Annotated in this window: 18 protein-coding genes; 8 read left to right on the top strand and 10 right to left on the bottom strand. The window is 72.3% G+C overall.

Annotated elements, in window-relative coordinates; all coding sequences use genetic code 11:
• Window positions 1-109: 109 nt before the first annotated feature.
• Window positions 110-1,528 carry a S28 family serine protease gene (locus AC0680_RS16375; protein WP_478628898.1) on the top strand — a complete coding sequence of 473 codons (1,419 nt, stop codon included), beginning with the start codon at window positions 110-112 and terminating at the stop codon, window positions 1,526-1,528.
• A 77-nt stretch (window positions 1,529-1,605) separates the two neighbouring features.
• On the opposite strand, the gene AC0680_RS16370 is transcribed toward AC0680_RS16375, so the two are convergent.
• The 3 genes from AC0680_RS16370 to AC0680_RS16360 form a co-directional block, all read right to left on the bottom strand.
• Window positions 1,606-3,438 (bottom strand): glycoside hydrolase family 3 protein, encoded by a 1,833-nt coding sequence (locus AC0680_RS16370; RefSeq protein ID WP_478628895.1) that lies wholly within the window; start codon window positions 3,436-3,438, stop codon window positions 1,606-1,608.
• A 71-nt stretch (window positions 3,439-3,509) separates the two neighbouring features.
• The gene (locus AC0680_RS16365; RefSeq protein ID WP_478628892.1) at window positions 3,510-4,442 is read right to left on the bottom strand and encodes a sugar phosphate isomerase/epimerase family protein; all 933 of its coding nucleotides are present in this window, start codon (window positions 4,440-4,442) and stop codon (window positions 3,510-3,512) included.
• Window positions 4,443-4,483: 41 nt separating this feature from the next.
• Window positions 4,484-5,557, bottom strand: coding sequence for a bifunctional helix-turn-helix transcriptional regulator/GNAT family N-acetyltransferase (locus AC0680_RS16360; RefSeq protein WP_478628891.1), 1,074 nt, complete (start codon window positions 5,555-5,557; stop codon window positions 4,484-4,486).
• Between the two features lie 160 nt (window positions 5,558-5,717).
• Between AC0680_RS16360 and AC0680_RS16355 the strand changes: the two genes are divergently transcribed.
• The 5 genes from AC0680_RS16355 to AC0680_RS16335 all read left to right on the top strand — a co-directional run bounded on the left by AC0680_RS16355 (window position 5,718) and on the right by AC0680_RS16335 (window position 12,902).
• Window positions 5,718-6,869 (top strand): Gfo/Idh/MocA family protein, encoded by a 1,152-nt coding sequence (locus AC0680_RS16355; protein ID WP_478628889.1) that lies wholly within the window; start codon window positions 5,718-5,720, stop codon window positions 6,867-6,869.
• Window positions 6,866-8,059, top strand: coding sequence for a dihydrodipicolinate synthase family protein (locus tag AC0680_RS16350; RefSeq protein WP_478628888.1), 1,194 nt, complete (start codon window positions 6,866-6,868; stop codon window positions 8,057-8,059). Before AC0680_RS16355 ends, AC0680_RS16350 begins: the two co-directional genes overlap by 4 nt.
• Window positions 8,056-8,976, top strand: coding sequence for a sugar phosphate isomerase/epimerase family protein (locus tag AC0680_RS16345; RefSeq protein ID WP_478628885.1), 921 nt, complete (start codon window positions 8,056-8,058; stop codon window positions 8,974-8,976). The genes AC0680_RS16350 and AC0680_RS16345 overlap by 4 nt, the downstream gene beginning before the upstream one ends.
• Before the next feature lie 252 nt (window positions 8,977-9,228).
• On the top strand, window positions 9,229-11,436 hold the full coding sequence (recD2, locus tag AC0680_RS16340; protein WP_478628883.1) for an SF1B family DNA helicase RecD2: 2,208 nt from the start codon (window positions 9,229-9,231) through the stop codon (window positions 11,434-11,436).
• A 176-nt stretch (window positions 11,437-11,612) separates the two neighbouring features.
• A complete protein-coding gene (locus tag AC0680_RS16335) occupies window positions 11,613-12,902 on the top strand; it encodes a citrate synthase (protein WP_384431053.1) in 1,290 nt (429 codons plus the stop codon).
• A gap of 521 nt (window positions 12,903-13,423) precedes the next feature.
• Here AC0680_RS16335 and AC0680_RS16330 read toward each other — a convergent pair.
• Window positions 13,424-13,711: a heavy-metal-associated domain-containing protein gene (locus AC0680_RS16330; RefSeq protein WP_478628881.1), complete on the bottom strand. Its 288-nt coding sequence runs from the start codon at window positions 13,709-13,711 to the stop codon at window positions 13,424-13,426.
• A 275-nt stretch (window positions 13,712-13,986) separates the two neighbouring features.
• Here AC0680_RS16330 and AC0680_RS16325 point away from each other — a divergent pair, with 275 nt between their 5' ends.
• Window positions 13,987-14,613: a DedA family protein gene (locus AC0680_RS16325; protein WP_478628879.1), complete on the top strand. Its 627-nt coding sequence runs from the start codon at window positions 13,987-13,989 to the stop codon at window positions 14,611-14,613.
• Window positions 14,614-14,820: 207 nt separating this feature from the next.
• Here AC0680_RS16325 and AC0680_RS16320 read toward each other — a convergent pair whose 3' ends face one another.
• Window positions 14,821-15,660, bottom strand: coding sequence for a TSUP family transporter (locus AC0680_RS16320; RefSeq protein WP_478628877.1), 840 nt, complete (start codon window positions 15,658-15,660; stop codon window positions 14,821-14,823).
• Window positions 15,657-16,688 (bottom strand): Gfo/Idh/MocA family protein, encoded by a 1,032-nt coding sequence (locus AC0680_RS16315; protein WP_478628876.1) that lies wholly within the window; start codon window positions 16,686-16,688, stop codon window positions 15,657-15,659. The genes AC0680_RS16320 and AC0680_RS16315 overlap by 4 nt, the downstream gene beginning before the upstream one ends.
• Window positions 16,689-16,873: 185 nt before the next feature.
• Here AC0680_RS16315 and AC0680_RS16310 point away from each other — a divergent pair, with 185 nt between their 5' ends.
• Window positions 16,874-17,920: a LacI family DNA-binding transcriptional regulator gene (locus AC0680_RS16310; RefSeq protein WP_478628874.1), complete on the top strand. Its 1,047-nt coding sequence runs from the start codon at window positions 16,874-16,876 to the stop codon at window positions 17,918-17,920.
• On the opposite strand, the gene AC0680_RS16305 is transcribed toward AC0680_RS16310, so the two are convergent.
• From AC0680_RS16305 to AC0680_RS16290, 4 genes are all read right to left on the bottom strand, one after another.
• Window positions 17,917-18,891 (bottom strand): 2-dehydropantoate 2-reductase, encoded by a 975-nt coding sequence (locus tag AC0680_RS16305; RefSeq protein ID WP_478628871.1) that lies wholly within the window; start codon window positions 18,889-18,891, stop codon window positions 17,917-17,919. The genes AC0680_RS16310 and AC0680_RS16305 overlap by 4 nt on opposite strands.
• A gap of 96 nt (window positions 18,892-18,987) precedes the next feature.
• Window positions 18,988-19,182 carry a helix-turn-helix transcriptional regulator gene (locus AC0680_RS16300; RefSeq protein ID WP_468977671.1) on the bottom strand — a complete coding sequence of 65 codons (195 nt, stop codon included), beginning with the start codon at window positions 19,180-19,182 and terminating at the stop codon, window positions 18,988-18,990.
• 212 nt (window positions 19,183-19,394) lie between these two features.
• Window positions 19,395-20,891 (bottom strand): sugar porter family MFS transporter, encoded by a 1,497-nt coding sequence (locus AC0680_RS16295; protein ID WP_478628868.1) that lies wholly within the window; start codon window positions 20,889-20,891, stop codon window positions 19,395-19,397.
• A gap of 525 nt (window positions 20,892-21,416) precedes the next feature.
• Window positions 21,417-22,436: a Gfo/Idh/MocA family protein gene (locus AC0680_RS16290; protein ID WP_478628865.1), complete on the bottom strand. Its 1,020-nt coding sequence runs from the start codon at window positions 22,434-22,436 to the stop codon at window positions 21,417-21,419.
• Between the last annotated feature and the right edge of the window lie 157 nt (window positions 22,437-22,593).

Below are 22,593 nucleotides of genomic sequence, written 5' to 3'. Positions count from 1 at the left end.
CCCTCCCCGCGCCGCCCGGCGGGGATCCACCGGATGGCGCCGGGGGCTGGTGGCACCCCCCGCGCGCCGATAGGTTCAGCCCACCTTTGCTATCCCAAGGGGAGGGTGCATGCGCAAGGCCACCAGATGGCTGCTGTCGCTCGCCGTGCTCATAGGCACGGCCACAGCCGGCAGCGCCTCGGCGGGAGCGGCCACCGCCGCCGAGCCGAAGACCGAGGACATCAAGGACCGGATCCTGGCGATCCGGGGGATGAGCCTCGTAGAGGAGAAGCCGGTCGACGGCTACCGCTACTTCGTTTTGAACTACACCCAGCCGATCGACCACCGGCACCCCTCGAAGGGGACCTTCCAGCAGCGGCTGACCCTGCTGCACAAGTCGGTCGACCGCCCGACGGTGTTCTTCACCTCGGGCTACAACGTCAGCACCACGCCGTCCCGCAGCGAACCGACCAAGATCATCGACGGCAATCAAGTCTCCCTGGAGTACCGCTACTTCACCCCGTCGCGGCCCGCGCCCACGGACTGGCAGAAGCTGGACATCCGGCAGGCCGCCAACGACCAGCACCGCATATTCCAGGCGCTGCACCGCATCTACGGCAAGAACTGGATAGCCACCGGCGGCAGCAAGGGCGGCATGACCGCCACGTACTACCGCCGCTTCTTCCCGCACGACATGAACGGCACCGTCGCCTACGTCGCGCCCAACGACGTGCGCAACGACGAGGACGCCGCCTACGACCGGTTCTTCCAGACCGTCGGGACCGCGCAGTGCCGCACCGACCTCGCCGCCATCGAGCGCGAGGCCCTGGTGCGCCGCGGGGAGATGGTCGACCGCTTCCAGGCCTGGGCCGACAAGGAGAAGCAGACCTTCAAGACCGTCGGCAGCGCCGACCGGGCCTATGAAGTCATGGTCACCGACCTGGTGTTCGGCTTCTGGCAGTACCAGCCCGCCGAGACCGCCTGCGCCGAGGTGCCCAAGCCGACCGTCTCCACCGACGAGCTGTGGAAGTGGATGGACAAGGTCGGCGGCTTCGACAGCTACACCGACCAGGGCATGGAGCCGTACACGCCGTACTACTACCAGGCCGGCACCCAGCTCGGCGAGCCCGGCTACGCCTACCCGAACCTGGCCGGCCTGCTGAAGTACCCCGGCATCAACAACTCCCGCAGCTTCGTCCCCCAGGGCATCCCGATGCGCTTCGACCAGCGCGCGATGCCCGACGTCGACCGCTGGGTGCGCCACCACGCCGAACGGATGATGTTCGTCAACGGCGAGTACGACCCGTGGAGTTCGGAGCACTTCGAGCTCGGCGCGGGCGCCCGTGACGCGTACCGGTTCACCGTCCCCGGCGGCAACCACGGCGCCAACATCGCCAAGCTGAAGGAGGCCGACCGTACCAAGGCCACCGCCGAGCTCCTCGACTGGGCCGGCGTCCCCGCCCCGAGCGGCCGGGCCACCCCGCTGGCCCCGTACAACAAGAAGCTGGACAAGCAGGAGATCCGTCGCGTGCCGATGCTGCGGCCGTGACGCGCTGAGAGAAACGCCACGGCGCGCTCCCCGCGAGCAGGGGAGCGCGCCGTGACCGCCGGCGGCGCCGGGGCGGGTCAGGGATAGGCCAGACCGTGGCCGATCGGGAACAGCTCCTGGCCGGGGGCGTCGGCGCGCATTATCGCCACCGGCAGCCGGCCCGCCGGGTCCCGCCGCCCGGCGATCACCCGGGCCGCCGCCCGCAGTTCCACATCCGTCCAGGAGTAGCTCGCCAGGGCCGCCCGGACGCCGTCGAGCTGGGCGATGTCGTACGGGTTGCGGACCGCCAGCTGCACCACCGGCTTGCCGGTGCCCAGCAGCGCGGCGACCAGCTTGCGCTGGGAGGACCCGGCGGAGACGTTGTACGTCGCCACCACCACCGCGTCCCGCTCGCCGAGCGCCGCCACCGCCTCGTCGATCCGCCGCTGGTCCGGCGTCGGGCCCGTGGTCAGCGCATGGGCCGTGAAGCCCAGCTCGGTCAGGGCCTTGGCCAGCACCGCGGTCGGCGGACCGCCGGTGCCCGAGGGCGCGGCCGGGTCCACCCCCACCACCAGCACCCGGGGATGCCGGCGCCGCGACAGCGGCAGGATGCCGGCGTCGTTGCGCAGCAGCGTGGTCGTACGGCCCGCGATCCGGTCCGCGGCGGCCAGATGCTCGCGGGTGCCGACCACCTGGTCCACGGCCCGGTGCGTGGTGTACGGGTCCCGGAACAGCCCGCGCCGCTCCTTGAGGAGCAGGATGCGCATCAGCTTGGCGTCGATGTCTCGCTTGGTCAGCTCGCCGTCCGCCATGGCCTTGACGACCGCGCCGTGCGCCACGGACAGATCCGGCGGGTTCAGCAGCTGGTCGACGCCCGCCTTGAGCGCCAGGACCGGCACCCGGGCGTCGCCGTACTTCACCCGTACGCCCTCCATGCCGAGTGAGTCCGTCACCACCACACCGTCGTAGCCGAGCCGCTCGCGCAGGATGCCGGTGAGGATCGGGCGGGAGAGGGTGGCCGGGTCCTCGCTCGGGTCGAAGGCGGGCACGACGATGTGCGCCGTCATGATCGAATCGATGCCGGCCTCGATCGCCGCCTTGAACGGCGGCGCGTCCAGCCGCTCCCACTCCTCGGCGCTGTGGTGGATGTACGGCAGCCCGACATGGCTGTCGGTGTCGGTGTCGCCGTGCCCGGGGAAGTGCTTGGCGCAGGCCGCGATCCCGCCGTCCTGATAGCCCTTCACCTGGCTGCCGACCATACGGGCCACGGCCTCGGGGTCGGCACCGAAGGAGCGGACGCCGATCACCGGATTGGCGGGATTGACGTTGACGTCGGCGACCGGCGCGTAGTCCTGCCGGATGCCCATGGCGTACAGCTCCCGGCCGGAGATCCGGCCCGCCGTACGCGCTCCCGCGGCGCTGCCGCCCGCGCCGAGCGCCATCGCCCCGGGCAGCAGCGTCGCGGGGGCGCCGACCCGGGCCACTATGCCGTGCTCCTGGTCCGTGGAGATCAGCAGCGGCACGGGGGCCCGCTGGGCGGCGGCGGCCTTCTGGATGCCGTTGGACAGGTCGGCGATCTGATGCGGCTCGCGGGTGTTGTGCGCCCAGCCGAAGTAGATGATGCCGCCGACGTGGTACTTGGCGATCAGCTCCGCGGCGTTGGCGACGCCGATCTCCTTCTGGTTCGCGGCCACGTCCCCCGGGTCGGGGTCGGTGGCGGAGTGCCCGTAGACCCGCATCACGAAGAGCTGGCCGGCCTTCTCCTCCGGCGTCATACGGGCGATCAGGCGGCGCAGCCGTGCCCGGGTGCCGGAATCGGCGACGGGCTGCTGCCCGGCGGCGGGTGGGGTGGCGCCGGCGGGCACGGCGCCGGCGGCAGCGGCGGCGGCCGCGGCGGCCGCGGTGGTCAGGACGGTACGTCTGGAGTGCATCTGCGCTCCTTCCGGGGGGCTTCCTCGACTCGTTGAAGGAAACTTCCAAGGAGACACGGATAGCCGGAAAACTATTGTCGGTCAATGACTCCATCCGAGGCGGCGCCCAGCTCTTGCGGGGCGGGCCCGGGTGTGTGAGGGGGCGTCAGAACGCGCGCGGCGGAACGGGCCGGGGCGGGCCGGTCAGGGGCGGCGGCCTCCAGGAGGCGCTGGAGGTGTGCGCGGCCCGGCGCCAGCAGGTCGGGGAGGTCCGCGGCCTGCGGATACCAGCGCTTCTCGTACTCCCAGCACAGCCAGCCGCCCGGGCCCTGGCCCTGCCCTCCGGCGTCCTCGAACGCGTGCGCGGGGCCCTGGGTGCCCCGGACGAGCGCCGCCAGGACGGCGTCCAGCGGCACGGAGCCGGCCCCGAGCGGGACGGGAGTGGTGTCCTTCGCCGAGACGACGTCCTTGACCTGGACGTAGCCCAGCTGAGGGGCGAGCGCGGCGTGGGTGTCGGCGGGCTCCTCGCCGCCGAGCCAGCTGTGCAGCACATCCCACAGCGCGCCGATATGGCGATGGCCCACGGGGCCCAGGATGCGGGCGGCGGCCGCGCCCGTGCGGTGCGAGTCATGGGTCTCCAGCAACACCCGGACGCCCCGCTCGGCCGCGAGCGGAGCCACCGCGGCCAGCCGCCGGGCGGCATCGGCCTCCGCCTCGGCAGCCGGCCGCCCCCCGCCCCCGGGGAACACCCGCACGAAGCGCGCCCCCAGATCGGCCGCGAGCCACACCAGCTCGCTCAGCTCGTGCGCCAGCTCCTCCTCGCCCGCCGCGTCCCGCGCGGCGGCGACCTGGGCGTATCCGGCGACGGCCAGGACCTCGACACCGGCGTCGGCGAACTGCCCGCGCACCGCGGCGCGTTCACGCATCCCGAGCAGCGGGTGCACCGGCTCCTCCGCATGGGCGCGCAGCTCGACCCCCTGATACCCGGCGCGGGTCGCCAGCCGCAGGACGTCGGCCACGGGCATGCCGGGCACCCCGAGAGTGGAGAACGCCCATCGCACGGCCGTCACAGCGCCACCCGCCAGTCCTGGCCGACCAGGTCGCGCCCGAAGCTGTGGTGCGGCGACTCGGAGACCAGCTCGAACCCCGCCTGCTGATAGATCCTGCGGGCCGAGGCGAGCACGGAGTTGGTCCACAGGACCAGCTCCTTGTAGCCGGCGTCCCGGGCGAAGTCCACACAGGAGTCGACGAGTCGGCGCCCCAGGCCGTGCCCCCGGGCGCCGGGCTCCACGAGCAGCAGCCGCAGCCGGGCGACCCCGGGCCTGCCGTCCCGTACGCACATCACCGCGCCGCCGCGCTCGCCGTCCAGCTCCGCTATCCAGGTGCGGTCCCACTGCGGGTCGAAGTTCTCCGCGTACTCCGCGACGATCCGGGCGACCAGTGCCTCGTAGCTCAGATCGAAGCCGTACTCGGCGGCGTAGAGCGCGGCGTTGCGCTCCACCATCCAGCCCAGGTCCCCGGGGCGGGAGGTGCGCAGCGCGACCTCGGGCGCGGGGGCCCGGCCGTCCGCCCGGCCCCGCGGTGTCGGTGCCGGAGCCGCCGTCTCCCGCGCGGACCGCGGCGGCGCCGCGTCCTGCGCCGGCTCCGTGCCCTCGCCGTCCTGTGCGCCCTCGCCGAGGAGGGCGCGGATCGTCCGCATCGAGGCGACCACGCGGGCCCGGTCCGCCGCCGGGAGGTCGCGCAGCAGCGAGCCCGCGGCGTCCTGCGAGCGCTCCTCCAGCAGGCCGGCCGCCTCCCGGCCGTCCTCGGTCAGGGTGATGCGCTGCCGGCGGGGATCCCGCTCGGACCGGCCGCGGCTGATCAGCTCGCGCTGCTCGAACTTCCCGAGCAGCCGGCTGAGATACCCGGCGTCCAGGGACAGCGAGGAGCGCAGGTCCGCGGCGTCCACCCGCTGGTGGTGGGCGAGCTCGTAGAGCACCCGGGCCTCGGTGAGGGTGAAGGGCGTGTACAGATGCCGGCCGTAGTCGAGCGCACCGATCAGGTTCGTGTAGAAGCGGTTGAATCTGCGCAGCTCGCGGATGTCGGCCGCGGAGCGGGACGCCGCGCCGGGCGCCGTATCGGATGCCGTACCGGTTGTCATCGTCGACCACCTCATCCTTGACTGAGTCAAGGGTACGCGGGCGGGGCCGGTCCGCGCACCCCTTTTCTCCGTTTGGCCGCCGGTGCAGACCGGTACGTACGACCTGACAGCGCACGAACACCCCCGCTCACACGATTCGCATCCTGAGAGAGGCCGGGCCGTGACACGCACGACCGTACGCATCGCCATGAACGGCGTGACCGGACGCATGGGGTACCGCCAGCATCTGGTCCGCTCCCTCCTCGCCCTGCGCGAACAGGGCGGCCTCGAACTGGCCGACGGGACGGTGATCTGGCCGGAGCCGGTGCTCGTCGGCCGCTCCCCGCACAAACTGAGGGCACTGGCCGAACGCCACGGCCTGAAGGAGTTCAGCTGCGACCTCGACGCCGTACTGGCCGACGACTCCATCGCCGTCTACTTCGACGCCCAGACCACCGCCGCCCGCCCCGAAGCCGCCAAGAAGGCGATCGCCGCCGGCAAGCACCTGTACGTCGAGAAGCCCACCACCGGCGACCTCGCGGGCGCACTGGAACTCGCCCGGCTGGCCCGGGACGCCGGCGTCAAGAACGGCGTCGTCCAGGACAAGCTCTTCCTGCCCGGCCTGCGCAAGCTCCGCCGCCTCGTCGAGGGCGGCTTCTTCGGCCGCATCCTGTCCGTGCGGGGCGAGTTCGGCTACTGGGTCTTCGAAGGCGACTGGCAGCAGGCGCAGCGCCCCTCCTGGAACTACCGTGCCGAGGACGGCGGCGGCATCGCGGCCGACATGTTCCCGCACTGGGAGTACGTCCTGCACGAGCTGTTCGGGCCGGTGCGCACCGTCCAGGCGCGGATCACCACGCACATCCCGCGCCGCTGGGACGAGTCGGGCGCCCCGTACGACGCCACCGCCGACGACGCCGCATACGGCATCTTCGAGCTGGCCGGCGGCGTCGTCGCGCAGATCAACTCCTCCTGGGCGGTCCGGGTGCACCGCGACGAGCTGGTGGAGTTCCAGGTGGACGGCACCGAGGGCTCGGCCGTCGCCGGGCTGCGCCGCTGCCGCGTCCAGCACCGCTCCACCACCCCCAGGCCCCTGTGGAATCCCGACGTTCCGGCGTCCGAGCCGTTTCGCGACCAGTGGCAGGAGGTCCCCGACAACGCCACCTTCGACAACGGCTTCAAGGCGCAGTGGGAGCTGTTCCTGCGGCACGTCGTCCGCGACGAACCCTGGCGCTGGGACCTGGCAGCGGGCGCCCGCGGTGTCCAACTCGCCGAACTGGGGCGCCGCTCGTCGGCGGAGGGGCGCCGCCTGGACGTACCGGAGCTGAGCCTGTGAACGCGCCGGCCGCCGACCGGCCCCGCCCCGGGCCCGCGGCCGGCGCGACCCCGTCCGCGCCCCCCGGCGGTGCGCCGCCCCCGCTGCGCTCCCGCACCGTCTACGCCGCCGCCCATGTGGTCGCCGACCCGCTCGCCGACACCCACCCGGACGGCCCGGCCGCCCTCGACTGGGACGCCACCCTCGCCTTCCGCCACCATCTGTGGTCGCACGGCCTGGGTGTGGCCGAGGCGATGGACACCGCGCAGCGCGGCATGGGCCTGGACTGGGCCGGCGCCGCCGCACTCATCCGGCGCTCCGGCGCCGAGGCCCGGGCGGCCGGCGGCCTGCTCGCCTGCGGGGCGGGCACCGACCAACTACCGCCCCAAGGAGCTACGCTGGCCGACGTACGGGCCGCCTACGAGGAGCAGCTCGCCCTCGTCGAGGACGCCGGCGCCCGGCCGGTCCTCATGGCGTCCCGTCAGCTCGCCGCGGCCGCCACCGGACCCGACGACTACCTGGAGCTCTACGGCGGCCTGCTGCGCCAGACCACCCGGCCGGTGATCCTGCACTGGCTCGGCCCGATGTTCGACCCGGCGCTGCACGGCTACTGGGGCAGCACGGATCTCGACGCCGCCACAAAGACCCTCCTCGACCTCGTCGCCGCACACCCCGGCAAGGTGGACGGGGTCAAGGTCTCCCTCCTGGACCCCGGCCGAGAGGTACGGCTGCGCCGCCGCCTCCCGGGGGCCGTGCGCTGCTATACGGGCGACGACTTCCACTACCCCGAGCTGATCGCCGGCGACGACCACGGCTTCAGCCACGCCCTGCTGGGCGTCTTCGACCCGCTCGCCGCTCTGGCCGCCGACGCCGTGCGCCGCCTCGACGCCCAAGGCCCCGACAGCACCGCCGCGTTCCGCGCCGTGCTGGACCCGACCGTCGCGCTGGCCCGCCACCTCTTCCAGGCGCCCACCCGCTACTACAAGACCGGGGTCGTGCTGCTGGCCTGGCTGGCGGGCCACCAGTCGCACTTCACCATGGTCGGCGGCCTGCAGTCGGCCCGCTCACTGCCGCATCTGCGCCGCGCCCACGAACTGGCCGACGCACTGGGCCTGTTCCCGGACCCGGAGCTGGCCGCCGCCCGGATGCGCGGTCTGCTCGCGCTCCACGGCGCCGACGAGCCGGCCGCAAGGACCGTGAGGCCCCTATGACCCCCGCCGTCACCCCAGCCCCCCTCGACCGCCTGAGCCTCAACCAGGAGACCGTCAGGCAGTGGTCCCTGCCCGACCTGGCCAACGGCTGCGCACGCGCGGGAGTGCGGGGCGTGGGCCTGTGGCGCGCCCCGGTCCGGGAGTACGGGGTGGCCGCGGCCGCCCGGCTCGTACGGGACGCCGGGCTGCGGGTCACCAGCCTGTGCCGGGGCGGCTTCTTCACCGCCGAGGACCCCGGTGAGCGGACCGCGGCCCTGGACGACAACCGGGCGGCCCTCGACGAGGCGGCCGCCCTGGGGACCGGCACGCTCGTCCTGGTGTCCGGGGGTCTCCCGGCCGGCAGCCGGGATCTGCCCGGCGCCCGGGAACGCGTCGCCGACGCGCTGGCCGAACTGGCGCCGTACGCCGCGGAGCGCGGCGTACGGCTGGCGATCGAACCGCTGCACCCCATGTACGCGGCGGACCGCTGCGTGGTCTCCACGCTCGCGCAGGCGCTCGACCTCGCCGAGCGGTTCCCCGCCGACCAGGTGGGAGTCGTCGTGGACACCTACCACCTGTGGTGGGACGACACGGTCGGCGCACAGATCGACCGCGCGGGCGGCGGCACCAGGACCAACGGCACGCCGACGGACGGCGAGGAGGCCGGCGGGACGGGGGTCCGTGGCACCGAGGGCACGCGGATCGCGGCCTTCCAGCTCGCCGACTGGGTCACCCCGCTGCCCGAGGGCGCCCTGCTGGGACGCGGGCAACTCGGCGACGGGGCGGTGGACCTGCGGTGGTTTCGGGAGCGGGTCGAGGCGGCGGGCTACCGGGGGCCGATCGAGGTGGAGATCTTCAACCCGGCGCTGTGGGCCCGGGACGGCGCCGAGGTGCTGGCCGAGGTGGTCGACCGCTTCCGGACGCACGTCGGCAGGTGAACGAAGGGCATACAACTGGTGACGGTGAAATAACTCTGCGGATGCGCGCAACCGTTGGCGGCCCCCGTCGGTCATAGCTGACGCTGGCCCCGACCAGGGGAGGGATCCGGGGGGATCAGGGACCGGCGCGGAGGGGGAATCGAGGGGCCCGGCCATCGGACGGGCCCCTCGATGGTGCCCGGCCTCTTCGACGGCGCCCGGGGGTGAGGCGGCACCACGCACGGTGTCGGACCCCGGCGGTACGGTCGGGTCATGGTCAACGCAGCCGTGGTCGAAGGGGTCCTGGAGCGGATCACCTACGCCAACGAGGAGAGCGGCTACACCGTCGCGCGCGTCGACACCGGCCGCGGCGCGGGCGATCTGCTGACCGTGGTCGGCGCGCTGCTCGGGGCGCAGGTGGGGGAGTCGCTGCGGATGGAGGGCCGCTGGGGCTCGCACCCGCAGTACGGCAAGCAGTTCACCGTGGAGAACTACACCACCGTCCTGCCCGCGACGATCCAGGGCATCCGCCGCTACCTCGGCTCCGGCCTGGTCAAGGGCATCGGCCCGGTCTTCGCCGACCGCATCACCCAGCACTTCGGCGTGGACACCCTCGACATCATCGAACACGCGCCGAAGCGGCTCGTCGAGGTCCCCGGCCTCGGCCCCAAGCGCACCAAGAAGATCGCCGACGCCTGGGAGGAGCAGAAGGCCATCAAGGAGGTCATGGTCTTCCTCCAGGGCGTGGGGGTGTCCACGTCCATCGCGGTGCGGATCTACAAGAAGTACGGCGACGCCTCGATCTCCGTCGTCCGCAACCAGCCCTACCGCCTCGCCGCGGACGTCTGGGGCATCGGCTTCCTGACCGCCGACCGCATCGCCCAGTCCGTCGGCATCCCGCACGACAGCCCCGACCGCGTCAAGGCGGGCCTGCAGTACGCCCTGTCGCAGTCCACCGACCAGGGGCACTGCTTCCTGCCCGAGGAGCAACTGATCGCGGACGCGGTGAAGTTGCTCCAGGTGGACACGGGCCTGGTCATCGACTGCCTGGGCGAGCTGGCCGCGGACCCGGAGGGCGTGGTCCGCGAGAAGGTGCCCGGCGCGGACGGCGCGGAGGTCACCGCGGTCTATCTGGTGCCCTTCCACCGCGCCGAGACGGCGCTGGCCGGGCGGCTGACGCGGCTGCTGCGGACGGACGAGGACCGGATGCCGGCGTTCGGGGACGTCGACTGGGACAAGGCGCTGGCGTGGCTGGCCCGGCGTACGGGCGCCGAGCTGGCCCCCGAGCAGCAGCAGGCGGTGCGCCTGGCGCTGACGCGGAAGGTCGCGGTGCTCACGGGCGGTCCGGGCTGCGGCAAGTCCTTCACGGTCCGGTCAGTGGTCGAGCTGGCCCGCGCCAAGAAGGCCAGGGTGGTGCTGGCGGCGCCCACGGGCCGGGCCGCCAAGCGGCTCGCGGAGCTGACCGGGGCGGAGGCCTCCACGGTCCACCGCCTGTTGGAGCTCAAGCCCGGCGGGGACGCCGCCTACGACGCCGACCGGCCGCTGGAGGCCGATCTGGTGGTCGTCGACGAGGCGTCGATGCTGGACCTGCTGCTGGCCAACAAGCTCGTCAAGGCGGTCCCGCCGGGCGCCCATCTGCTGCTGGTGGGGGACGTCGACCAGTTGCCGTCGGTGGGCGCCGGCGAGGTGCTGCGGGATCTGCTGGCCGAGCCCGGCCCGGTGCCCGCCGTCCGGCTGACCCGGATCTTCCGGCAGGCCCAGGAGTCCGGCGTGGTCACCAACGCCCACCGGATCAACTCCGGCGTCCCCCCGCTCACGACCGGGCTGGCCGACTTCTTCCTGTTCGTGGAGGAGGACAATGAAGAGGCCGGACGGCTGGCCGTCGATGTCGCCGCCCGCCGGATCCCGGCGAAGTTCGGTCTGGACCCGCGCCGGGACGTCCAGGTGCTGACCCCGATGCACCGCGGCCCGGCCGGTGCGGGCGCCCTGAACGGCCTGCTCCAGCAGGCCGTCACCCCCGCCCGCCCCGATCTGCCCGAGCGCCGCTTCGGCGGCCGGGTCTTCCGCGTCGGGGACAAGGTCACCCAGATCAGAAACAACTACGAAAAGGGCCGCAACGGTGTCTTCAACGGCACGGTGGGCGTGGTCACGGCCCTGGACTCCGACGAGCAGCGGCTGACGGTGCTCACCGACGAGGACGAGGAGGTCCCCTACGACTTCGACGAACTCGACGAACTCGCGCACGCCTATGCCGTGACGATCCATCGCTCGCAGGGTAGTGAGTATCCAGCGGTGGTGATTCCGGTCACCACGAGTGCCTGGATGATGCTGCAGCGCAATTTGTTGTATACCGCCGTGACCCGGGCGAAGCGCTTGGTGGTGCTGGTCGGCTCCCGGAAGGCCCTCGGGCAGGCCGTACGCACGGTATCCGCCGGTCGGCGGTGTACGGCTCTGGCTCACCGGCTCGCCGGGGCGATGTGATGTCACTCCTCTTTCCCAATCGGGGCGAAAGGGAGCAGGATGGACACTCACGCGGCACTGAGTGCCGTAATGAGGCCCTATGGCCGACCCCGAGTGCACATCCAAGGTCCAAATGGGGGAAGGTATAGGCAGTCAGGGCACCTCGAAGAAGAGGCACAACGTCGGTGAGGGATGACGTGAGCGACAACTCTGTAGTACTGCGTTACGGGGACGGCGAATACAGCTACCCGGTCGTCGGCAGCACCGTCGGCGACAAGGGCTTCGATATCTCGAAGCTGCGCGCCCAGACCGGTCTGGTGACCCTGGACTCCGGTTACGGCAACACCGCGGCGTATAAATCCGCGATCACCTATCTCGACGGTGAGCAGGGAATTCTTCGTTACCGCGGGTATCCGATCGAGCAGCTCGCAGAGCGCAGCACGTTCGTCGAGACCGCGTACCTCCTGATCAACGGTGAGCTGCCCACCGTCGATCAGCTGTCCGCCTTCAAGCAGGACATCACGTACCACACCCTGCTCCACGAGGACGTCAAGCGCTTCTACGACGGCTTCCCCCGTGACGCCCACCCGATGGCGATGCTGTCGTCGGTCGTCAGCGCGCTGTCGACCTTCTACCAGGACAGCCACAACCCGTTCGACGAGCAGCAGCGCCACATCTCCACGATCCGGCTGCTGGCCAAGCTCCCGACGATCGCGGCGTACGCCTACAAGAAGTCGGTCGGCCACCCGGTCGTCTACCCGAGCAACGACCTCGGGTACGTCGAGAACTTCCTGCGGATGACCTTCTCGGTGCCGGCCGCCGACTACGAGCTCGACCCGGTCGTCGTCAGCGCCCTGGACAAGCTGCTGATCCTGCACGCCGACCACGAGCAGAACTGCTCGACCTCCACGGTGCGCCTGGTCGGCTCCTCGCAGGCGAACCTCTTCGCCTCGATCTCGGCCGGTATCAGCGCCCTTTGGGGCCCCCTGCACGGCGGCGCCAACCAGTCCGTGCTGGAGATGCTGGAGGGCATCCAGCGCGACGGCGGCGACGTCGACTCCTTCATCCGCAAGGTGAAGAACAAGGAAGACGGCGTGAAGCTCATGGGCTTCGGGCACCGCGTCTACAAGAACTTCGACCCCCGGGCGAAGATCATCAAGGCGGCGGCGCACGACGTCCTCTCCGCGCTCGGCAAGTCCGACGAGCTGCTGGACATCGCCCTGAAGCTGGAGGAGCACGCGCTCTCCGACGACTACTTCGTCTCGCGCAAGCTCTACCCGAACGTCGACTTCTACACCGGCCTGATCTACCGGGCCATGGGCTTCCCGACCGAGATGTTCACCGTGCTCTTCGCGCTCGGCCGGCTGCCCGGCTGGATCGCCCAGTGGCACGAGATGATCAAGGAGCCCGGTTCCCGGATCGGCCGCCCGCGGCAGATCTACACCGGCGCCGTCGAGCGCGACTTCGTGCCGGTCGAGCAGCGCTGACGGCCGTCGGCCGCCGCTGCCCCGGATAGACGAAAGCGCCCCGCCTCCGGATCCCCCCACGGGTCCAGAGTGCGGGGCGCTTCCCATATCCCGGTTGGATTCCCCCCACGGGATCCGTCCGGGCGCTCCGGGTTGCACCGCGCTCTGCCGGGACGCGCACATCGGGAGGGCCGCTCAAAGCTCCCCGGGCACGTCGCCCCGGCCACGCGTAGCCGGGCACGATCCCCCAAGATCGGCACGGCTGTCGCAGTGCAAGCCCCGCCGGGGTGCCTGCACTGCACGGTTAGACTCGCGACCCCCCTCAATGGTTACGTTCCGATGAGTGTGATCTGGGTCTCTTGCCATATGGGGGCGAATGCGGTCAAGGACCACGATCTGGAGATCGGGTCCCGGGGGTATGGGTGTTGTGCCCCGAGGTGGGGGCGTTGTGCCAGTTGTAAAGGCTGTGTGAATGTTCTTGATCGCGGGCCGGGGTGCGAGCCGCCGCTGACGGTACCCGTACCGTCAGCGGCGATCAGGCGTCAGACGCCCTGCCCCACGAGCTCATAGCCGGCCTCGTCGACGGCCGCACGCACGGCCTCCTCGTCCAGGGGGGCCTTGGAGGTCACGGTCACCAGGCCGGTGGACGCCACCGCCCGCACCGAGCTGACGCCGGCGATCTCGCCGATCTCGGACGACACCGCACCCTCGCAGTGGCCGCAGGTCATGCCGGTGACCTTGTAGGTGGTGGTCACCTCGCCGACCTGGACGTCGGTGCCGCCGGAGTGGCGGGAGCCTTCCGGGGTGCAGCAGGAGCTGTTCTCGTTCATGGGGGTCTCCTTGTGTGCCGGTGTCTGGTGCGGATGTCTGGTGCCGGTTCGCGGTGCCGGATCGTGGTGCCGAGGTCCTCCATGTGCCGGCGACAGCCGGAGTGTCACATGGTGGCGCACGGGCCCCGGCGGACGCCGGTGTTCCCGACCCTGGGTACTGTATACCCCTAGGGGGTATCGATCCAGTGTTGCGGCACGCCCACCGCGTTGCCGAGCGCCCCGCCCCGCGTCAACCTTGGGTTACGGACTCGGGGCGGATCCGAGGAGGCGGCCGGATGGACGTACTCGCCCTCTACGGCCTGCTGGTGCTCACCACGCTGCCGCCGCTGGTACCCAACTCCGCCCTGCTCGTCTCCGCCGGCGTGCTCGCCTCCCGTGGCGAGCTCTTCCTGCCCCAGGTGCTGCTGATCGTGGCGGGCAGCGCCCTGCTGGGAGACCTGCTGATGTACCTCGCCGCACGGCGGTTCGGCGAGCCCGTACGCACCTGGATGCGCCGCAACCCCCGCCGCCGGGCGCTGCTGGAGTGGACCTCCCAGCAGATCCAGCGCTACGGCGTACCGTTCGTGATCGCCGTGCGGTTCCTGCCCAGCGGCCGGATCGCCGGGGCGCTGGCCTCCGGGGTGCTGCGCTATCCGCTGCGCAAGTACGCGCTCGGCGCCGGCATCGCCGAGGCGACCTGGGCGACGTACTCCGTCGGCCTCGGCTACGTCGGCAGCGCGGTCGCCCACAACCGCCTCTACGCCGCCGCGATCGGCCTGGGCGTCTCCTGCGCGGTCGCCGCGGTGGGCACCGCGATCCAGTGGGCGGCCCGCCGCCGGGCGCTGCGGCAGCGGCCCGAGGGGAGCGGCGAACGGGACGGCGAGGGGCGCGACGACCGGACCTCGTCGACCGCGGCGGCCTGAGCGCGGCGGCACGGTGCCCGCGGCTTGGCGGCGGGAGCGATTGTCAGTGGCCGGGCGTACGGTTCAGGCATGGAGCGATTACGGAGAGTGATGCAGTGGGTGCGGGAGTTGCGCGGCGCTCTCCTGCCGTCGGCTCGTCACCCGACCGGCCCACCGGCCCGCCGGCGAGGCGGGGAGCCGACGGCGGGCCCGCGGTGGGGCGGCGGGTCAGCGAAGGAGGTTGAGGCTGGAGGCGGCGGTGCACACCAGCACCAGGCGGTCGAAGCGGGCCTGGTCGATGCGGCGCACCAGAGCCCGTCCGAGGGCCGCCCCGACCGGCACGGCGCACACCAGCACCGCGTCCAGCGCGAGGCCGTCGGGCGTGAGCAGTCCCAGCCCGACGCTGAACGGCAGCTTGAAGAGATTGACCAGGAGGAAGAACCACGCCCCCGTCCCCAGGAAGCCGAGCATCGTGAAGCCCGCGGACAGCAGATGGAGCGACATCGCTGGACCGCCCGCGTTGGCGACCATGGTGGCGAATCCGGCGACGAGCCCGAAGAACAGGGTGCGGGCACACCCCCGGCGCCCGTCCGCCGCGCCCGTACCCCGAGCCGCGGCCCGCCCCGTGTCCGCCTCCAGCGCCGCACCCGGCCCGCTGCCCAAGGCAGCCGGTGCCCACGCCCCGGGCCCATGGGCACGGCGCGAACGCCGGCGCCGCCAGAGGTGGTGCAGCACGATCGTCAGCAGCAGCGCGCCGATCGTGCGGCGGATGACGTCGTCACCGGTCCCGGCGACGAACACGGCACCGAGCAGCACACCGGCCGCCACCGACGGCAGCAGCCGCAGCAGCGCCGGCCAGTCGGTGTGCTCGCGGTAGGCGCGGACGGCCAGTACGTCCCCGACGAGGAGCAGCGGGAGCAGGGCGCCGGTGGACTCCCTGGCGGGCAGTACGGCGGCGAACAGGGCCACGCTCAGCGCGCCGACGCCGCTGACGGCGGTCTTGGAGACCCCCACCAGCAGCGCGGCGAACACCAGCGTGCCGAGCGATACGACCCCGAGGTCGCTCACGCGTCCAACGCCACCGGGCCGGCCGTGCCGCGCACGTCCGCGACGGCGACCGGCTCACCGGTCCGCCGCGAACGCTCGCAGGCCTCGGCGACGTACAGCGCCTCCAGGGCCTCCGCGGGCGGGCAGGGGTTCGGCGCCCGGCCCGCGGCGACCTCGGCGAACACGCCCAGCTCGGTGACGTAGGCGTCATGGAAGCGCTCCATGAAGGTGGCGTAGGGGTCGGCCGCCCGCCGCCAGGACAGCTTCGGCTCCGCGGACGGCAGCGGCGCACGGTCGTCGAGGCCGACGAAGCGGGCGCCCTTTGAGCCGCAGACCTCCAGCCGGACGTCATGGCCCGCGCCGTTGTAGCGGGTCGCGGTGACGGTCGCCAGGGTGTCGTCGTCGAAGCGCAGCAGTGCCGCGCAGGTGTCGACATCGTCGCCGTCGGCGAAGAAGGACGCGCCGCGGTTGGCGCCCTGGGCGTAGACCGAGACCACCTCGCGGCCGGTCAGCCAGCGCAGGATGTCGAAGTCGTGGATGGAGCAGTCCCGGAACAGCCCGCCGGAGGTGGGGATGTACCCGGCCGGCGGCGGGGTCCGGTCACTGGTGCAGGCGCGCAGCGTGTGCAGCCAGCCCAGCTCGCCGGACCGCAGCGCCGCGCGCGCGGCGCGGTAGCCCGCGTCGAAGCGGCGCTGGAAGCCGATCTGCACGGGCACGGTGCCGGCCTGCGCCCGCTCCACCACACCCACGGTGCCCGGCACGTCCAGTGCGACCGGCTTCTCGCAGAAGACCGGTACGCCGGCGTCCAGAGCCTGGTGGATCAGTGCGGCGTGCGCGCTGGTCGCGGCGGTGATCACCACGCCGTCCAGCCCGTCCGCGTACATCTGCGCGATGCTCGCGGCCGCGCGTACGCCCAGGGTGTCCGCCAGCGCGGCGGCCCGCGCGGTCTCGGCGTCCGCGACCACGAGGTCGGTGACGCCCGGGACGTTCTGGAGGGTGGCGGCGTGGAACGCGCCGATGCGCCCGGTGCCGATGAGGCCGATCTTCATGCCCGGTCCTTCCAGGGAGGGGAGAGACAATCATGGGAACGAACCGTTGGAACGGTCCAATGCCCGCCGTTGCGGGCACCCTGCATGTCCGGATGTCCGCATGTCAACCCTTGTGCAGGGCTGCGAGGGGGTGCGCGGGGCGGGCACATTGACGCCTCCCCGCCCCGATGGAAGGATTCCCCCTCATGGAACGGTCCAACGGACCCGCCGACGGACGAGGCGGACGGCTCCCGACGATCCGCGGCGTCGCGGAGCGCGCGGGCGTGTCCAAGTCGCTGGTGTCACTGGTGCTGCAGGGCTCCCCACGGGTCAGCGACGCCAAGCGGCAGGCCGTACTGGACGCCATCGACGAACTCGGCTACCGGCCGAACGCCGCCGCCCGCAGCCTGGTCGCGCGCCGTACCCACACCGTCGGCGTACTGCTGAACGACATGCGCAACCCCTGGTTCGTCGAGGTCCTCGACGGCCTGGACTCGCTGCTGCAGGCGCACGGTCTGCGGATGCTGATGGCCGACGGCCGCCTCGACCGACGGGCCGGACAGGACTTCGCCCGCACCTTCCAGGAGCTGCGGGTCGACGGCATCGTCGTCGTCGGCACCCTCCCGGACACCGACGGGCTCGCCGAGGTCGCCGAGCGACTGCCCACCGTCATCGCGGGCAACCACGAACCGCGGCTGCCGCGCGTCGACATCGTCGCCAACGACGACGAGCGCGGCGCCCGCCTCGCCACCGAACACCTGCTCTCCCTCGGCCACCGGCGCATCGCCCATATCGCCGGGCAGGGAGTCGTCGGCGAGCTGCGCCGGCGCGGCTTCGAGGCCGCCCTGCGCGCCCACGGCCGGGCAGCGGGCGCCGTCGTGGAGCACGGCGACGGAACCGAAGAGGGCGGCTACCGGGCCGCGGTGCGGCTGCTCAACCCCTCGCGCGGGGCCGAACGCCCCACCGCCGTCTTCGCGTTCAACGACATATCCTGCGTCGGCGCGCTCTCCGCCGCCCAGGAACTGGGGCTGTCCGTGCCCGCCGACCTCTCCCTGGTCGGCTACGACAACACCTACCTCGCCCGCATCCGACACCTCTGGCTGAACTCGGTCAACAACGCCAGCCACGAGGTCGGCCGCCGGGCGGCGCGCTGCCTGCTGGACCGGATGGACCGCCCCGACACCCCGGCCGCCCACCAACTCGTCGCACCGGCACTGGAGATCAGAGGCTCCACGGCACCGCCCCGCGCCTAGAGAGTGTCCGATGGAGCCGCCGCGGCGGACGGCGGGCCGCCGTCCCGGGCCGGCCGCTCGCCCCGCAGCTCGCGGTCCACCGCCCGCAGCAGCGTCAGCAGCATGCCGTTCAACGGCGTCGCGATGCCGTGCCGTTCGCCCGCGCGGACCACCGCGCCCGTGATGAACTCCTGCTCCATCGGACGGCCGGCGAGCCGGTCGTAGAGCATCGAGGAACCGCCGTCCGCGGGCGCCGTGGCGTACAGCTCCAGGGTCCTGGTGATGTCCTCGTCACCGATGTCCGCGCCCTCCGCCCGGGCGACGGCGGCCGCCTCGGACAACAGGTCACGGGTGAGCGCGGCCATCTCGGGGTCGGCGAAGATGCCGATCCGCTGCTGGAGCAGGGCGGTGATCGGGTTCGCCGCGAGATTGGTGAACAGCTTGCGCCAGGCGGCCGTGGCGAAGTCGCGCACCAGGTGCACCCGCAGCCCGGTGCCGGCGAGCGCGGCGGCGAACCGGTCGCCCAACGGGCCCTCGGGCACATGCAGTTCGCTGGCGACGTGGTGCAGGACCCGGCCGGGCGCGGTGCGCTCCGCCGAGATGTAGACGACGGTGGGCAGGATGCCGGTGCCCCTGGGCACGAGCGGAGCGACGCGTTCCTCCTGATCGATGCCGTTCTGGAGCACCGCGACGGCGGTCCCGGGGCCGCACAGCCGCCGCAACCAGCCCTCGGCACCCGCCGTGTCCTGCGCCTTGGTGGTCAGCAGCACCCAGTCGACCGGCGTCACCTGCGCCGGGTCGGTGACGATCCGCACCGCCGCGGTCCGGACCTCGCCGCCGCTCTCGACGGTCAGACCGCGCAGCGGGCTGCGTACGCACAAGGTCACGTCGAGGCCGGCCCACCCGGCGAGGGCGGCGGTGTAGCCGCCGATCGCGCCGGCGCCGATCACCGCGATCCGGGCGGACGCCGCGGGCCGGGGATTCTGGGGCATACCACGATCGTAGAACCACGGCACGCGCCGGGACACGCGCGATCCGGGCCCCGGCACCGGGCAGGGCGCCGGGGCCCGGGGGCCTGTCAGGCGGCGTCAGCGCCGGCCGCGCTGGCCGGGCCGCTGAGCCACCCATGCTCTGACCGTGTCGGCGAACCAGTACGGTCTTCCGCCCTCGACCAGATCCGGTTCCGGCAGCAGCCCGTGCTTGCGGTACGAGCGCACGGTGTCCGGCTGCACCTGGATGTGCGCGGCGATCTCCTTGTACGACCAGAGCCTGCGGTCGGTCATGTCCGTCACCTCCTGAGCGCCGTACGCAGGGGCGGCCCGGGGGAGCCGTCGGGGGGGCCGCGTACGGCCTGGTGATCACTCACCCTGTGCCCGGACAACGACACCGAGTGACCGCCGGGGAGGGGCTGTTGATCGACTGTGACGAAAGGCCCGCGCAACGGTGACAGCCGTGACGGCGCGCGGACGGCTGTGACGAGGCACGGACCTCGTCGTCAACGGCCGGAGGCTTCCGGGACCGCCTCCTCCGCCCCCGAGCCCACTTCAGCCTCGTCAGCCTCCTTGCTCTCCTCGGCCTCTCCCGCCCCGCCGCCCGCTGCCCGCCGTAGCTCATGCTCCAGATCCTCCAGCGCCAGCCCCTTCGTCTCCGGCGCGTACCGCTTGCAGAAGACCAGGGACACCACGCACATCGCGCCGAAGAACCAGAAGGTGAGGTCGGCGCCGGCCATATCGAGCAGCACCGGAAAGACCAGCGCGACCGCGAAGTTCACCACCCACATCACGAACACCGCCGCGCCCATGGCCAGTCCGCGGACCTTCAGCGGGAACATCTCGGCGAGCAGCAGCCACACCCCGGTGTTCAACGTGGCCTGCATGAAGGCCATGTACAGCACCATCAGGCACAGGACGAGGGCGCTGACGGCGGTGGAGCGCGGGAGGTGGAAGGACGCCCCGAGCAGGGCGAGCGAGACGGTCATCCCGGCCAGGCCCGTGATCAGCATCGGCCGCCGCCCGACCCGGTCGATCAGGGACATCCCGATCGCGGTGGCAAGGACGGAGATCGCCCCGACGGCGATGGTGGCGGTGATCGCGGCGCCGGTGCCCAGCCCCGTCGACGCCAGGATCTTGGGCGCGAAGTACACCACGGCGTTGACGCCGGTGATCTGCTGGACCGCCGCCAGCCCTATGCCCACCAGCAGCAGGCGCCGCACCCAGGGTGTACGCAGCTGCTGCCAGGCGCCGTGCTGCGCACCCGCCTCCAGGTTGCGGGCCCGGTCGATACGGGCCAGCTCGGCGGGGACGTCGTCGGCGGGCAGCGTACGGCGCAGCACCCCGGCCGCGTCGTGCCGCCGCCCCTTGCTGATGTACCAGCGCGGGGTGTCGGGGAGGAAGAACAGGCCGACGAACAGCGCCACCGCGGGCAGCGCGGCAAGACCCAGCATCCAGCGCCAGGCCTCCCACCGGGCCAGCACGGCGTTGATCAGGTAGGCGAGCAGCTGACCGCTGACGATCATCAGCGAGTTGAAGGAGACCAGCCGGCCGCGGATGTGCGGGGGCGCGATCTCGGAGAGGTAGAGCGGGGTGATGACGGAGGCGCTGCCGACGGCGAGGCCGAGGACGAAACGCGCCGCCGTCATGACGGCGACCGTGGGGGAGAGCGCCACCGCCAGCGCGCCGCCGATGAACACGGCACCCGCCCACAGCAGGGAGTCGCGCCGGCCCAGCGCGTCGGACATCCGGCCGCCGATCAGCGAGCCGAAGGCCGCGCCGATCAGCAGCGCGCTGGTGATGACGCCCTCACCCAGGGACGTGAGGCCGAAGTGGACCTCCATGAAGGGGAGGGCACCGGAGATCACTCCGGTGTCGTAGCCGAAGAGGGCACCGCCGAGCGCGGCGATGGCGGCGATGGCGACGATGAAGCGTTTGGCGCGGCGGGACCGCGGGCCGACGCACGGGTCGGCGGAGGCCGCCTGGCTGGTCGGACCGGCCATCGTCAGCTCCGGCCCGTCCGGGCGGTCAACCCGCCGCCCAGGGAGGGCGGTTCGGGTGCCGGGAGGGTGCCGCGGACCGGTATGGAGCGTCGTCGCGGGTCGGCGCCACGGGCGAGGTGCACGGTACGGCTACGGCGAAACGGAACGGCGTCCGGCGCGGAATGCATGTGCGGGGGCCTTTCAGCGGATCAGAAGCGAGCAGATACGTGACGGAGGGACGGGCGGCGCACCCAGCTGCACGGCATGGCACCGCACGAGGCACCTCGGCAGCACGGCACGGCACGAGGCGCCACGGCAGTACGGCACGGCATGAGACACGCCTCAGCTGCACGGCGCGACAGCAGCAACCACCACAACAGGGGCGGCCATCACCCACGATGGGCACCGCGATGGGCGCCACGATGGACTTCACGACGGGCACCGCGATGGGCACCGCATGGGCGTCACGACGCGCACCGCGATGGGCGCCGCGACTGGCGTCACCACGGGCACCGCGATGGGCGCATCGTGCGCCGCCACCGGCCCCTACCGGTACAGCGCCGGCCGCTCGATCAGCTCGACCGCCACCCGCTCGCCGCTGGCCTGGGCGAGCACGCCCGCCTCGCACACCGCGGCCGCCGCATAGCCGTCCCAGCAGCTGGGACCCTCGACCTCGCCGCGCCGGGTGGCGTTCACCCAGCGCTGCACCTGCCGGTCGTAGGCCTGCTCGAAGCGCTCCACGAAGCCCGGGGTGATGGCGCCGCCCCAGTGGCCGGCGGCATTGGCGAACACCCCGTGGTCGTCGCCGATCCGGGCGGTTCCGTTCTCGCAGACCGCCTCACAGCCGACCTGGTAGCCGAAGCCGCAGTTGACGAAGATCTCGGTGTCCACGACCTGGCCGCCCGCGGTCTCGAAGAGGACCAGCTGCGGGTCGCTCAGACCCTCGGGCGCGTTCCCGGTGGGCGCCGGACGCAACACCCGTACCGCCGTGATCTCCTCCTCCAGCAGCCAGCGGGTCACATCGATCTCGTGCACCACCGAGTCGTTGATCATCATCGCGTTGGTGAAGCCGGGCGGGGTGTCGGCGTTGCGGTGCTTGTTGTGCAGCATCAGCGGGCGCCCGTAAGTCCCCTGGTCCAGAAGGGACTTGAGGGCGCGGTAGTCGGCGTCGTAGCGACGCATGAAGCCCACCTGTACGCGGCGGTGGCCCAGCGCCTGCTCGGCTTCCAGGACGCGCAGCGCGGAGGCGGCGTCCGGCGTCAGCGGCTTCTCGCACAGGACGGGCAGATCGCGCGCGAAGGCTTCCAGGAGCGCCGACTCGTGCGCGGGGCCCGGGGAGGCGATCAGTACGGCGTCCACCGAGGGGTCGTCCATGGCGGCGGCGGGGTCGGTGTAGGGGGTGCACCCCTCGATGCCGTCGGCGAGGTGCTTGATCCGGGCCGCGTCGATGTCGACCACCGCCGCCACCCTGGCGCCGCTGATCACCTCGTTGATCCGGCGTACGTGGTCGGCGCCCATCCGGCCCGTGCCGATGACCGCCACACCGAGCGTTCCGTACGAAGTCATGTCGTCCTCAAGTCCTTACGTGCTTCAGAGTGCTACAGAGCGTGATGTACTCTGGAACTGATTACTCTCCGTAATCGTTGCCGGAGATGTGAGGAGGCGTCGCGAGGCGAGCGCAGCAGGCGAACGCAGCAGGTGAACGCAGGGCGAGCACAGCAGC

The organism is Streptomyces sp. NPDC043738 (genome assembly GCF_056436545.1).
This window is presented reverse-complemented; position numbering and strand designations above follow the sequence as displayed.